The following is a 14,414-nucleotide window of genomic DNA, read 5'->3' on the forward strand; positions in this document are numbered from 1 at the left end:
AAGCGTCACACTTCAACTTACAACTCATAACCCATAACTCATAACTGAAAATAGATGCTAAAGCAATTTTTAAATTTAAAATTATCTCAAAAATTATCTCCACAGCAAATACAGCTGATGAAGTTAATTCAATTGCCTACGCAAGCTTTTGAACAACGTCTTTTAGAAGAAATGAACGAAAACCCGGCTCTCGAATCCGGAAAAGAAGAGGATGATTACGAAAAAGACGAATTTGAAAATGACGATTACGATGATTATGAGGATTCAGAAAGCATTGATGCAGATGACATCAACATTGACGAATACCTAAGTGATGATGATACTCCTGATTATAAAACCCAAGCCAATAATTACAGTGATGACGATGAAAATCGCGAATCACCCTTAGCGGCTCCTATCAGTTTTCATCAGGATTTAATCAATCAACTGAACACTTTTATTCTGGAAGATCACGAAAGAGAGATTGCCGAATTCTTAGTGGGAAGCATTGACGATATGGGTTACATCCGCCGAAGTATTCCAGACATTGTTGATGACATGGCTTTCACCCAAGGTATTTATACAGATGAATACATGGTTGAACGCATGTTGCAGGTTATCCACCAATTAGAACCATCAGGTGTAGGAGCTCGTGATTTGCAAGAATGCCTTTTGTTACAACTCAAACACAAAACACCAACGGATTCGGTTGATTTAGCTGCCGATATTATCGAAAATCAATTTGATGCTTTTACTAAAAAACATTACGACAAATTGATTCAGAAATACAATGTTTCTAACGAACAGCTTAAAAAAGCAGTTTACGAAATTGAAAAACTGAACCCAAAACCAGGAGGAAGTTTTACAGGGAACAACAAAATCACCGAAAATGTAGTCCCTGATTTTGCCATTCGAATCATTGATAATGAACTCGAATTGACTTTGAATGGACGCAACGCTCCTTCCCTACACGTTTCTAAAGATTATCAAGAAATGTTGCAAACCTATAAAGACTCTAGGGACAAATCGGGAGCTCAAAAAGAGGCAGTTCAGTTTATCAAACAAAAACTGGATTCCGCCAAATGGTTTATTGACGCCATCAAACAACGTCAGGAAACCCTTTTTGTAACCATGAATGCCATTATGCATTATCAGGAAGAATATTTCTTAGACGGTGACGAAACCAAGTTAAAACCGATGATCCTAAAAGATATTGCCGATATTGTAGGTCTGGATATTTCTACTGTTTCCCGAGTGGCCAACAGTAAATATGTGGAAACACCTTATGGCACCAAACTGATTAAGGAATTTTTCTCGGAAGCGATGAAAAATGATCAGGGAGAAGATGTTTCAACTCTTGAAATTAAAAAAATACTTCAAAATGTTATTGAAGAAGAAGACAAGAAAAAACCACTTCCTGACGATCAATTAGCCGAGATTCTAAAAGACAAAGGTTACCCAATTGCCCGAAGAACAATTGCCAAATACCGTGAACAACTCGATATTCCGGTGGCTAGGATGCGGAAAAAGATTTAAAAAATACCTACCAATAAAATACCTATTGATAGGTATTTTTTTTTATATTAGTTTCATTCAAATTTGTAATAATTTTAAAACAAAGCATTATGAAAAATTACAAAGGAAATGGAACTTTTGATAAATCAGGGAAAGTAGATTATTTTGTTGAACTACCTACAGAAAATATCGATAACAAATTCGAATTCTTTGAATATTATGATATTTCAAATAAAGGTGAGAATGGAATTCTTATCTATATAAAACGAAAAAATGAAAAAAAATCTATAAATGATACTCTCGAAAAATACCACCATAAATTTGATTTAAAAAAGACAAAAATCAATCCGTTTGGTGATTCGGAACATTTTGATTTAAATAAAAAAGATGCTTTAGTTGTCATTGTCCACGACATAAATATAAATTTAAAGGAAGTTGAAGAATATTATAATAATATCAAAAAACACATCGAAGAAGCCAGAGATTTAAACAATCAAAGACCAATCGGTATTGGAACAGGATTAATTCGTCAACCTAATTAATGGCAAGAATAAAATTTACATTATATTTTTTCTTCATAATAAACTATATGTATTCGCAATACAATAAAGAATTAGTATTGCTGGATAAATCAAACAATTTTCAATTAGCTTTAAAGCAATTGAAAATTGTTTCTAATGAAAATTTTTCAAAGGCTGATTGGGCCTATTATCATTTCATAAAAGCAAAAAAACTAATTAATAGCGAAAAAAAAGAACAAGCCTTAGAAGAATTATTTATTTCAAAAAAAAAATATTTAGCCCAAGATAGTCTTTTAAAAGTAGCCCAAATAAACACAAAAATTGCTTACTTAATTCAATCTTTGAACCCAAATACAAATAAACACAAAATATATTTGGATGAAAGTTTTAACTATTTTCAAAAAACACAATCAAATAAAACAAAAATTAATGGATTAATAAGTATTGCTTCTTTAATGATTAATAAAAAAGAAGCGAAACAAAGTATCATAATATTTAAAGAGGCTTTAAAAAATTGTATTCAAAACGACCTACAAGAACAAAAATCATTAATAAATAACAACTTAGCAGTTATATACAATGAAATTCTCTATAAGCCTGATTCGGCACTTTATTATTTAAAAGAAGATTTAAAATATTTGAAATTAAAAAAACAGTCCGAAAATATTTGTCTAAACCTTGTTAATCAGTCCTCCTCATATTCAAAAAAAAATGATTTAAACACAGCTATAAACCTTTTAGAAGAGGCAAATAATATTAAACTTTCAAGTGAAAAATTTGAAACTAAATTTTATATCAACAATTATCTATATCAATTATATCAAAAAAAATCAAATTACTTAAAAGCGCTTAATGCATTAAAGAAATCAAATGAATATAGAGACAGCCTAGAACTTGAAAAACAAAAGGCAGCAATCATAGATATTCAAACTAAGTACGAAACAGAAAAAAAAGAACTAGAAAATCAAAATCTAATTCTAGACAACAATCGCAAACAAGTTTGGATATACTTATTTATTGGTCTTATACTCTCAGGTGGATTTATCTCTTATCTGAAGTACAAAAACAGAAAACGTAAGGAAAAAATTCTTTTACAAGAGCAGGAAATTCAAAAACAAAAACTTGAAAAAATACTAAAAAATCAAGAACTAGAAAGTATTGAAGCAATGTTAATTGGTCAAGAAAAAGAGCGAATTAAACTTGCAGAAGATTTACATGACAATTTGGGAAGTCTATTAGCAACGGTTAAACTTAATTTTCAAAACCTAAATACTCAAAAAAGTAAGATTCAAAAAGATGTATTGTTTCAAAAAACAGATATTTTACTTGAAGAAGCCTATCTAAAAGTGCGTTCAATAGCACATATAAAAAATGCAGGAGTAATTGCAAATCAAGGGTTAGTCTTAGCAGTAGAAAATATAGCTACCAAAATGAGTATCCCTAATACATTAAAAATCAACGTCAATGCATTTGGGTTAGACGAAAGATTAGAAAACACATTAGAGATAAGTATTTTTAGAATGATTCAGGAATTATTAGCCAATGTTATAAAACATGCTAATGCAACAATTGTCAACATTGAAATGACACAGCACGAAGATAGTCTAACCATTATAATAGAAGACAACGGAAAAGGATTTGATTATAAAAAAATTAACAAAACAGCAGGAATGGGACTTAGTAATATCGACAAAAAAATAGACTATTTGGGTGGTACATTTTCTGTAGACAGCTTTATAGGAAAAGGAACAACAATAATTTTTGATATTCCAAAATCATGACAACAATAGCAATTGCAGACGATCATCAGGCAATGATTGATGGCATCAGACTTTTTTTAGAGAATCAAAACGAGATAATAATAACCGGAGAAGCCAATGATGGGGAAGCCTTAATTGATATTGTTTTAGCAAAAAAACCTAATGTGGTAATTACCGATATCAGAATGCCTAAATGTGACGGTATACAAGTAACAAAAATTATAAAAAAAATACTTCCTCAAACAAAGATTATAGCTTTTAGCATGTTTGATAGTGAAGATGCAATTAATCAAATGAGAGAAGCAGGAGCATCTGGTTATATGATGAAAAATGCTCCTCTTAAAGATATTCTAGAGGCTATTAATAAAGTAATGTCAGGAGAAGAATACTTTGGAGTATCTTTACCTAAACCTTCTCAAAGAACGGAAAACAAAATCTATCTGAGTACTCGTGAAAATGAAATTTTACAACTCATTGCTCAGGGAAAATCTTCACAAGAAATAGCCGATTGCCTTTTTGTAAGCAAATCTACTATTGATACCCATCGGAAAAATATAGTCCGAAAATTAAATCTTAAAGGTAAAAGCGAATTATTACGCTATGCCTTAGAAAAAAAATATGACTTATAAATCCAGTTAAAAAATCTAAAATCTAAAAATCCCCTCTATTGGGGATTTTTTTATGCTTTATAATTTAACAATTTTACAATGTTGTCAAATTCAATATCAAACTTGTTCTAAATTCCAGCAACAATGGAGTCCAGAAACCATTAAAAAAACGGGGCAAAACCGAAAAGCCAAATGAGTAGGATAAATCAAAAAAACAAATTAAAATGAGTACAGAAAAAAAAGAAATTCACACCAATGGTTTTGGTGGAATATACGTCAAAATAATTGACAATTTAACAAATTCAGACATTCAAATAACGGTTAGAGAATACCCAAACAAATCATTATCGATTGAAGCAAAATGTACTAATGTAGCTGCTGATTTTCCGTTAGCTTGGGCAAGTAATCCTAATGATGAAGGTAAATGTACTTTAATTGAAATTCCTGGAATAGCAAATCTTCTACTGTGGGATGATAAAAATGGCAGTGCATTTTATTCCAAAACAGGTCATTGGTCTTCAAGTGGATTAAAACCTTTTGGAACTCAAAGTTCCTGGGGAGATTATAAACTTACTATTAAAGAAAACGGAAATCTAAGAATGGATAAAATAAATTAATTATGGGAATCACTTCAATTACATCAATTATAAATAAATCCGACGAAACTGTTCATATTGTTAAGAGAGAAGATCCTAGAGGAGATAATGTAACCTTAGCTCCATATGATAATTCCAGCGAAGTTATTTGGATTCCATGGGTTGAAAATCAGCAAGATTTTGAAAACAAAACAATTGAAATCACATATTCTTCTAATAACAGGAAAATTTTCTTATGGCAAACAGGTGACAAAATAAGATACTCTAAAAATAGCTATAAATATCCTGGTGATGCGGTTGAAGGATCTTCGGAAGTAGATGGATTAAAAAAACTTGTCATTGAAAAAAACACAATTAGCTTAATTAAAATTTAATAAAATGAAAATTACATTAAAAGAAGGAGTAACAATGGAATTGACTGCTCCACAAACATATGAAGTAAATTATCTTGATGGACAAAGCACTTATACGGAACCTTTTATAATTATACACTTTACAAAAGCAGCTGCTGATGAAGAATTAAAAGACTTCAGAACGATTATAGATGGTTTGACAGCTTTTTTTGCTACTGCTGCTGCTGGTGGCGCTGCTGCTTCTTTAGGAATTAGTGTTGCTTTAGGATCAATATTAGGTTTATTAACCAAAATTGCCGGCCCATTAATTGAAAGAAAATATTTCCAACTAAATGCCGATGGAACACTTACTCAATACATGGCCTACCATTATTGGGGAAATGCTTCGAATGGAATAGATCCAACAGCTTGGCCAATACCTGGTGTTGATCCACAAGAATGGTTTGAAAAAGTAAACAAATCAATTATCGCCTTCAAAAAACCAAAAATTATAAAAAAAGAAGTAGCGAGTATTGCCGCAGGTATTGAAAATAGTAAATTAAAACCAGAATATGATTTTGATTTTACGGAAATAGAAATTGTTTCTATAAATGAAAAAACAACCCTTAACTTACCAATTATTCAACATACCGATTCTTATCGTCCGAATAATTCAAATGTAACAATAAGCTCAAGTTTTAGTGAAAGTTTTACTTCTTGTATGTCTATACTAGGACTACCTGTCCCTTCTACACTTTTTGATTCAGCCGATAAAGCAGTATCTACAATTAATGCAATCTATTCAGTTGTATTAAAATATGGCAAAAAAGTTACTATTAGTGAATTAATTGGTGCTGGAATTCTTGAAGATGCTTTAGCAGTCGTTGGCGGTTGTACTGCAGCATTCTATTTAGGTGCTTGCATAGGCTGTGGAATCAATGCAGGAATTGGACAACTAATACCTAGCACATAATTTCAATATCAGGTTAAAGAAATAAATTTATATTAATACCGTTTGTTATTTCAAATTAGTCCAATAAAAATTGTACTAAATAAAATATACAACGGAATTATACTTCAAAAATTGGACTATTTACATATTCTAAATGGTATAATTTAAGAACTAATTCCTGAATGCTAAAGTTTCATTGCACTAATAAAAAAGGCTGTTTTGAAAATTCAAAACAGCCTTTTAAACATAAACAAAAACCAAATACTATTCTTTATTACTATCAATAATAGCTCCGGTACCGGCACCTACACCTGCACCAGCTAAACCACCAATAATAGCTCCTTCTCCTTTTTTCTTACTAATGATTGCTCCTGTAGCAGCTCCCACACCAGCACCAATAACAGCCCCTTTTGCAGTGCTACTCCATTTCTTTCTCTCTGCTGGAGCCGCTTGTTGTGGCTGTGCTTGTTGATTAACAACCACTACCTCTTTTTGGGGCGCAACTGCTTCTTGTTTAGCCATTTCCAATTTCATTGAATCAATCGCTTTTTGTTTGGCCATTTCTACTTTCATAGAGTCAATACTTGCCTGACTATCTTTAGTTACTCCTGCTGCTTCTGTTTTTTTACAAGAAACAATCATTAACGACGCTAACATTATGTACAAATATCTCATGACTAATACTATTTAAAAATTAATACTATACAAAGATACGTGCAACAGCCCATCAGAACCGTTACAGGATTTGATCAAAATATTATAGAATTATAATCTGGGTAAAAAAAAGATGCTATTCTTCTTGATTTTTCTGAATAGCTTCAAAGTATGCAGCACGACTCAGGGGTTCGTATTCTTCCGTTTCTCCTAACAAAACTAATTTATCATTGGCTGTTTTTCTAAAACTATAATGCGCTAAATTCCCTGTTCGGGTACAAACGGCATGTACCTTAGTAACATATTCGGCAGTGGCCATCAATGCAGGCATAGGGCCAAAAGGATTCCCTTTAAAATCCATATCCAATCCAGCAACAATTACTCGTATTCCTTGATTGGCTAAATCATTACAAACTCTTACTATTTCGTCATCAAAAAATTGTGCTTCGTCAATACCAACCACATCACAACCTTGTGCCAAAATCGCAATATTAGCAGCAGCTGGAACAGGTGTAGAACGAATTTCGTTAGCATCATGGGAAACTACCATATCGTGATGATAACGAGTATCTACTTCTGGTTTAAAAATTTCAACTTTTTGTTTGGCAAATTGAGCTCTCTTTAATCGGCGAATCAATTCTTCTGTTTTACCCGAAAACATGGAACCGCAAATAACTTCAATCCATCCAAACTGCTCTTTATGATTTACTGTATTTTCGAGAAACATTTTATACTTTTTCTAACTTAAAAAATGAATAGTTTTTATTACTTTGTAAACAGAAAATCGGTTTAAGATTTTATACTTTTACACTTTCTCAAAAGTAGAAAATTTTTAGCAATTCGAAGGTTTATGAGTACTTATTTAAAAGCAGTTCTTTAAAACCTTTGAATCCTGATAAACAAAAAGACATTCGCCAAAATACGTAACCACTATGAAAAAAAAATTAGAAGCCGACTTAATTAGCATCGCACACAGAATTTTACAATTAAAAGATAAATCTGATGTTAATCAATTGTATTTGGAAACCCAAAAACTATATGAAAAGCTGTCTGTTTTAAAATTTATTGAAGAAAATTACGGCGAAGTAAAACCTACTATTGGAAACTACAGCGAAATAGAAAAAGAGATTGAAGAATTCTACGACAAAGAAGCAACTTTGCCTGCAGAAACTGTAATCGAAATGACGGAAAGCAATATTTTTCCAGAAACAAAAACCGAAGAAGCAGTTGCGGCAATTGTAGAAGAAAAAGAAACCGAAATAGTTAGCCCTGTAGAAGAAACCATCCCAGAGGAAACAATAGCTGAAGTTGAAGAAACAGAGGAAGAAGAGGAAGATCTAATCTCGGATGAAGAAGAAGCAATCGAAGAAAATGAAATAGAATTCAATGAAGAGGAAGTCGTAATCGAGGAAGAAACCGAAGAAGAGGAAGAAGTTGAAGTTCCTTCTTTTAAGGCAGCTTTTGAACTAACTGAAGCACCCGAAATCGAAGAAACTAAAAAACCAGAACCACTACAAATTTCATTTGAAGATTTATTAGGTTTAGACTATAGTGAACCGGAATTTGTAAAAGTAGATGATGTTCCAGCAGAAGTAACTAAAGAAATTGTTTTTGAAGCTGCTGAACCTATTGAAACTAAAGAAGAAAAAACGGAGATAATAGAAGAAACTCCTATTGAAAAAGCGGTAGAGACAGCAGAAAAACCAAGTGCAAAAACGGTTACTTTGAACGATAAATTTTCAAAAGGAATCGAAATCGATTTGAATGACCGAATTGCTTTTGTAAAACATCTTTTTGGCAATAGCAACGAAGATTACATTCGTGTTATGAACCAAATCATCACTTTTGATAATTATTACGAAACCAAGAGTTTTATTGATGATATGGTGAAACCAGATTACAACAATTGGGAAGGGAAAGAAGAGTACGAAGAACGTTTTATGGAAATTATTGAAAAAAAATTCCTTTAAAACAACTGAACACTAACTGATTTATGTCTAAATTATATATCGTTCCCACGCCCATAGGCAATCTCGAAGACATGACTTTTAGAGCCATAAGGATTCTAAAAGAAGTCGACTTGATTCTAGCCGAAGATACGCGTACCAGTGGAAAACTCCTCAAACATTTTGAGATAAGCACGCACATGCATAGTCATCACATGCATAATGAACACAAAACCATAGAGAACGTTATTGCACGACTCAAGGCTGGCGAAAACATCGCTTTGATTTCGGATGCGGGAACACCTGCAATTTCCGATCCTGGTTTTCTGCTTACCCGCGCCTGTGTAGAAAACGGAATTGCTGTAGAATGCCTTCCAGGAGCAACGGCTTTTGTACCCGCTTTAGTAAATAGTGGTTTGCCTAATGACAAATTTGTTTTCGAAGGTTTTCTTCCTGAAAAAAAAGGACGTCAAACCCGCTATTTAGAACTAGCCGAAGAAACCAGAACGATGATTATCTATGTTTCTCCACATAAATTAGCAAAAACACTAGCCGAATTTGTAACTTATTTTGGCGAAGACCGACAAATATGTGTTTCCAGAGAACTTTCTAAACTACACGAAGAAAACCGAAGAGGAACAGTCAAAGAAGTATTGGCTCACTTTGAAAAAACAGCTCCACGTGGTGAAATTGTAGTGGTTGTAGCTGGAAAAACTATTGTAAAAGAAGCCAAGAAAAATAAATTTCAAAAAGACGAAGAATAGAACTAATCACTTAATCTCGTTTTGTCACATCGAGCGAAGTCGAGATGCTAAGTGAGTTCGCGACTTCGATCGAACTGACAAAAAAATTATATACAACTCATGAATATCCAAACTTTTTTAGAAAAATTAAAACAAACACCAGAAACAATTACTTTCCCTGAAACTATTGAAGTAATCGAAGCGAACTACGAATTTACTCCAACAGCTTTCCAAAACGGAAATACACATAACGCTGCTGGAACCAACTCCGGTTCTTGCAAATTATTTGCTTTTGCTCAATTACAAAACCTATCTCAAGATGAAACTCTGGCTTGTTTTGGTGCCTTTTATCGCGACGAAGTATTGGGAGATCCTGAAGGAACCAATCACCAAAATATCAGAAACTTTATGGTTCACGGTTGGGGCGGAATCCAATTTGAAGGTACAGCTTTAGAACAAAAATAAATTATTTAAGATTGCAGATTAACGATTTTTGATTACAGATATCAATCTTAAATCGTTAATCACTAATCACAAATCACAAATCAAATGCGTTGGACACTAAAACCCAAACCTTCGGAAAATAAAATCAAACATTTGGCTCAAGCTCTAAACGTTGAAGATTTTGTTGCCCAATTGTTAGTACAACGCGGCATTGAAACTTTTGAAGATGCCAAACGTTTTTTTCGCCCTTCCTTAGATCATTTACACGATCCTTATCTGATGAAAGATATGGACAAGGCGATTGCCCGCATCGAAAAGGCCATCGAAAAAGAGGAACGCATTCTGGTTTTTGGCGATTACGATGTAGATGGCACAACAGCGGTTTCATTAGTTTCATCGTACTTAAGAAGTTTTTATCCTAATGTAGCTACTTATATTCCTGATCGATATGACGAAGGTTACGGAGTTTCCTTCAAAGGAATAGACTTTGCCGAAGATAATGAATTTACGCTAATTATTGCGCTGGATTGCGGTATCAAATCCATTGATCATGTGGCTTACGCCAAAGAAAGGAACATTGATTTCATTATTTGCGACCACCACCGACCAGGAGACACATTACCCGATGCCGTAGCCATTCTCGATCCAAAAAGAGAAGATTGCCACTATCCGTATGACGAATTATGTGGTTGTGGTGTAGGATTCAAACTCATTCAGGCATTGGGTAGTAACAGAGAGCAAACTATTGAAGATTTAGTCCCATATCTTGACTTGGTTGCCACAGCAATTGCAGCTGACATTGTACCTATCACTGGCGAAAACCGTGTTTTAGCTTATTTTGGTTTACAAGTTATTAATAATAGCCCAAGACCTGGAATTAAAGCTTTAATTCATCAGGTTAAAAAACAAACATTAGACATCACAGATGTCGTTTTTATTGTTGCCCCTCGAATTAATGCCGCAGGACGCATTAAACACGGTAATCATGCTGTAAAATTACTCAGCGAATTTGATTTTGAGCAAGCACAGCAATTTGCTTCCGAAATCGAAAAATACAATGCTGATAGAAAAGACTTGGACAAACAAATCACCAAAGAAGCTTTTGATCAAATTGAAAGAAACCAAGAACAAAACCGATATACAACGGTTGTTTACCAAGAAGATTGGCACAAAGGCGTTATCGGAATTGTGGCTTCTCGATTAATCGAAACCTATTATCGTCCTACGCTAGTTTTCACCAAAAGTGGCGACAAATACGCAGCTTCTGCTCGCTCGGTGAAAGGATTTGATGTCTATAATGCTTTGGAAGCCTGTTCTGAGCATTTGGAACAATTTGGTGGTCACATGTATGCAGCCGGAATGACTATAAAAGAAGAAAATTATGCTGCTTTTAAAGAAGCTTTTGAATTACAAGTACAAAAAACCATTCATCCTGACCAATTAATTCCTGAAGTAGAAATTGATGCTGAAATCAACTTTTCGGACATCACACCTAAACTTTGCCGAATCTTAAAACAATTCGAACCTTTTGGACCAATGAATATGACTCCTGTATTTTTGACAAAAAATGTAATCGATACAGGTTATGGAAAAAAAATTGGTTCAGAAGAAGAACATTTGAAACTTTTCGTGAAACAAAACCAATCGGAGGGAATAGCTGCAATTGGTTTTGGATTAGGAAACAAAATTGATTTAACGACCCATCAAAAACCATTTCAAATTGCCTATTGCATAGATGAAAACGAATGGAATGGAAAAGTTTCAACACAATTACGACTTAAAAGCATTCAATAATGACTTCTAAAAAAAGAGATAAAAAAGATCCCTATGCAGCCTTGCGCTACAAAGAATTCAACACCTTTTTATTCATGCGTTTTGCTTTGGTATTTGCCTGGTCCATGCAATTTATTGTTATCGAATGGCAGGTTTATAGTTTAACAAAAGATGCTCTTTCGCTAGGAATTGTTGGACTTATGGAAGTTATTCCTGCCGTATCATTAGCCCTTTTTGCGGGACATATTGTAGACCAAAAAGAGAAAAAAGGACTACTGATGAAATGTATTTTTGGTTTCTCAATTATAAGTTTTGGATTGTTCCTATTAACTTGGCCAGCAGTTGTAAGTGGTTTTTCCAATACGATTATTTTATATTTGATTTATTTTCTAGTATTCTTAGGCGGACTTGTGAGAGCTTTTTTTGGTCCTACAATTTTCTCTCTTTTATCATTAATAGTACCTAAAAAAATATATCCCAATGCAGCTACTTGGAGTAGTTCTGTTTGGCAAATTGCAGCAGTAGTAGGTCCAGCAGTAGCAGGATTTTCGATTACCTTAATAGGCGTTCACTGGTCCTTGTGTTTGGTTTTTGCCTGTTCTTTGATAGGATTGTTAGCCTTAACTCAAATTAGTGAAAAACCAATTTTGAATCCTAAAATTGGAGAAGCCGTAATGGAAAGTTTAAGTGAAGGAATCAAGTTTGTTTTTAACAATAAAACGGTTTTAGGTGCGATCACATTGGATATGGTTGCGGTACTTTTTGGTGGTGCCATTGCTTTATTACCTGTTTTTGCCCAAGATATATTGAAAGTAGGACCTGAAGGTTTTGGTTTTTTAAGAGCCGCTCCATCAGTGGGTGCTTTTCTAACAATGCTTGTCACAGCTTATGTCCCTTTAAGTAAAAATGCTGGTTTGAAATTACTGGGAGCTATTTTCGGATTTGGTGTTTGCATTATCGTATTTGGACTTTCTACTTACTTTTGGATTTCGCTTTTTGCTTTATTTTTTAGTGGTGTTTTTGACGGAATTTCGGTGGTGATACGTCAAACTATTTTACAATTAAAAACACCAGATCATATGCGTGGAAGAGTTTCTGCGGTAAACTCCATGTTTGTAGGTTCTTCTAATGAATTGGGTGCTTTTGAAAGTGGACTTACTGCCAAAATAATGGGAACGGTTACCGCTGTTGTTTTTGGAGGAAGCATGACTTTGCTAGTTGTCATAATCACCGCCTTGGGTTCAAAATCGTTTAGAAATTTAGATTTAACTAAAGATATTGAAGAAAATGAGAAAGAATAGCATCCTACCAACTCATTGTAAATAAACCTATAACACTTTCTTGTTCAGTAGAATTTTCTTAAAAAAACAAATTGATTTGTTAAAAAAAGGAATCGCAATCCTTATATTTATGTAACTATTTGGTGTTTATAGTAATTTCACCGCTTTATAAAAAAACAAATGAGCTTTAAAACAGAAATCAACAAGGTAAGAAGAAAAGTTACGCGTACTTTAACCAAAAATATTGGAAGCACAAAATTCAATACTATTGATACCCATTCCAAAGTAGATTTTAAAAATATTTTAATTTCTCGTCCTAATCACCGTCTTGGAAATTTACTTCTTATCACTCCTCTAGTTCAGGAAATCAACAATACCTTTCCGGATTGTAAAATTGATATTTTTATTAAAGGAGGTTTAGGTCCCATTGTTTTTAAAAACTATTCTTCGGTAGAAAATTATATTGTTTTACCTAGAAAACCTTTTAGCGATATTATCAATTACATAAAAGTTTGGTTTAAAATCAAACAAAAGAAATATGACTTAGTAATCAATATCGATAAAGGTTCTTCGTCTGGACGTTTATCAACTCAATTTGCGAACGCCAATTATAAATTGTTTGGGGAATTAAACGAAGCCATTATAAAATCCCATCCGGATTACAATCACATGGCTAAATATCCTGTATATGAATTACGCCATTATTTGGGGCAACTTGGTTTTGTAAATCAAACTAAAGAAGTGCCAACTATTAACATTAAACTTAGTGATAAAGAGCTTCAGGATGCCAAAGCTACATTGGATGCAATAGTTCCAAACAACAAGAAAACCATCGCTATTTTTACATTTGCGACTGGTGCAAAATGCTATCCCCCTGAATGGTGGAATCCAGTGTATGATAAATTGCTTACCACTTTCACGGATTATAATATCGTCGAAGTATTACCGGTTGAAAATGTATCTCAAATAGGTTTTAAAGCACCATCCTTTTACAGTAAAGACGTTCGTGAAATTGCCGCATTTATCGCTAACACTGAAGTTTTCATAGGTGCCGATAGCGGAATAATGCATCTGGCTTGCGCATCTCAAACTCCTGTTTTAGGTTTATTTTCAGTAACCATCCCAGAAAAATATGAGCCTTACGGCAACAACAGTATTGCCATTGATACCAATGTTACGAATCTTGATGCAATAATTGAAATTGTAAAAAAACAGCTTAGTTAACAGAAGCTGTTTTTTTTAAACAATTTTATGTTATTTTTATTTAGAACGATTAAAAATAATAATTATATTTGTTACCTATTCTTGAAA

15 protein-coding genes are annotated in these 14,414 nt (G+C 33.3%); 13 read left to right on the forward strand and 2 right to left on the reverse strand.

The features are described from left to right. Positions 1-54: 54 nt before the first annotated feature. From rpoN to ACFPTQ_RS01655, 7 genes are all read left to right on the forward strand, one after another. Positions 55-1,515 (forward strand): RNA polymerase factor sigma-54, encoded by a 1,461-nt coding sequence (gene rpoN / locus ACFPTQ_RS01625; RefSeq protein ID WP_379773027.1) that lies wholly within the window; start codon positions 55-57, stop codon positions 1,513-1,515. An 89-nt stretch (positions 1,516-1,604) separates the two neighbouring features. Beyond that, on the forward strand, positions 1,605-2,036 hold the full coding sequence (locus ACFPTQ_RS01630) for a hypothetical protein (protein WP_379773030.1): 432 nt from the start codon (positions 1,605-1,607) through the stop codon (positions 2,034-2,036). Between the two features lie 434 nt (positions 2,037-2,470). Further along, the gene (locus tag ACFPTQ_RS01635; RefSeq protein WP_379773032.1) at positions 2,471-3,796 is read left to right on the forward strand and encodes a sensor histidine kinase; all 1,326 of its coding nucleotides are present in this window, start codon (positions 2,471-2,473) and stop codon (positions 3,794-3,796) included. Next, a complete protein-coding gene (locus ACFPTQ_RS01640; protein WP_379773034.1) occupies positions 3,793-4,404 on the forward strand; it encodes a response regulator in 612 nt (203 codons plus the stop codon). The genes ACFPTQ_RS01635 and ACFPTQ_RS01640 overlap by 4 nt, the downstream gene beginning before the upstream one ends. Positions 4,405-4,607: 203 nt before the next feature. Further along, positions 4,608-5,000, forward strand: coding sequence for a hypothetical protein (locus tag ACFPTQ_RS01645; protein WP_379773037.1), 393 nt, complete (start codon positions 4,608-4,610; stop codon positions 4,998-5,000). A 2-nt stretch (positions 5,001-5,002) separates the two neighbouring features. Then, entirely contained in the window at positions 5,003-5,353 is a 351-nt protein-coding gene (locus ACFPTQ_RS01650) for a hypothetical protein (RefSeq protein ID WP_379773040.1), read from the forward strand. A gap of 4 nt (positions 5,354-5,357) precedes the next feature. Then, a complete protein-coding gene (locus ACFPTQ_RS01655) occupies positions 5,358-6,284 on the forward strand; it encodes a hypothetical protein (protein ID WP_379773042.1) in 927 nt (308 codons plus the stop codon). Between the two features lie 243 nt (positions 6,285-6,527). On the opposite strand, the gene ACFPTQ_RS01660 is transcribed toward ACFPTQ_RS01655, so the two are convergent. After that, positions 6,528-6,938, reverse strand: coding sequence for a YMGG-like glycine zipper-containing protein (locus ACFPTQ_RS01660; protein ID WP_379773044.1), 411 nt, complete (start codon positions 6,936-6,938; stop codon positions 6,528-6,530). 115 nt (positions 6,939-7,053) lie between these two features. Then, complete coding sequence (locus tag ACFPTQ_RS01665) at positions 7,054-7,644, reverse strand: thymidine kinase (RefSeq protein WP_278034659.1); 591 nt, start codon at positions 7,642-7,644, stop codon at positions 7,054-7,056. 205 nt (positions 7,645-7,849) lie between these two features. Here ACFPTQ_RS01665 and ACFPTQ_RS01670 point away from each other — a divergent pair, with 205 nt between their 5' ends. The 6 genes from ACFPTQ_RS01670 to ACFPTQ_RS01695 all read left to right on the forward strand — a co-directional run bounded on the left by ACFPTQ_RS01670 (position 7,850) and on the right by ACFPTQ_RS01695 (position 14,327). Continuing rightward, positions 7,850-8,887 carry a hypothetical protein gene (locus ACFPTQ_RS01670; protein WP_379773047.1) on the forward strand — a complete coding sequence of 346 codons (1,038 nt, stop codon included), beginning with the start codon at positions 7,850-7,852 and terminating at the stop codon, positions 8,885-8,887. A gap of 23 nt (positions 8,888-8,910) precedes the next feature. Then, positions 8,911-9,627, forward strand: a complete 717-nt coding sequence (rsmI, locus tag ACFPTQ_RS01675) for a 16S rRNA (cytidine(1402)-2'-O)-methyltransferase (RefSeq protein ID WP_379773049.1) — start codon at positions 8,911-8,913, stop codon at positions 9,625-9,627. Positions 9,628-9,726: 99 nt separating this feature from the next. Continuing rightward, positions 9,727-10,071, forward strand: coding sequence for a HopJ type III effector protein (locus ACFPTQ_RS01680; RefSeq protein WP_379773052.1), 345 nt, complete (start codon positions 9,727-9,729; stop codon positions 10,069-10,071). An 84-nt stretch (positions 10,072-10,155) separates the two neighbouring features. Continuing rightward, positions 10,156-11,844 carry a single-stranded-DNA-specific exonuclease RecJ gene (recJ, locus tag ACFPTQ_RS01685; RefSeq protein WP_379773055.1) on the forward strand — a complete coding sequence of 563 codons (1,689 nt, stop codon included), beginning with the start codon at positions 10,156-10,158 and terminating at the stop codon, positions 11,842-11,844. Then, a complete protein-coding gene (locus ACFPTQ_RS01690) occupies positions 11,844-13,124 on the forward strand; it encodes an MFS transporter (protein WP_379773058.1) in 1,281 nt (426 codons plus the stop codon). The genes recJ and ACFPTQ_RS01690 overlap by 1 nt, the downstream gene beginning before the upstream one ends. Positions 13,125-13,283: 159 nt before the next feature. Then, positions 13,284-14,327, forward strand: coding sequence for a glycosyltransferase family 9 protein (locus ACFPTQ_RS01695; RefSeq protein WP_379773061.1), 1,044 nt, complete (start codon positions 13,284-13,286; stop codon positions 14,325-14,327). Positions 14,328-14,414: the final 87 nt, after the last annotated feature.

The sequence above is a fragment of the Flavobacterium sp. GCM10022190 genome, assembly GCF_042656445.1.
In the GTDB taxonomy this organism is placed as follows: Bacteria; Bacteroidota; Bacteroidia; order Flavobacteriales; family Flavobacteriaceae; genus Flavobacterium; species Flavobacterium nitratireducens.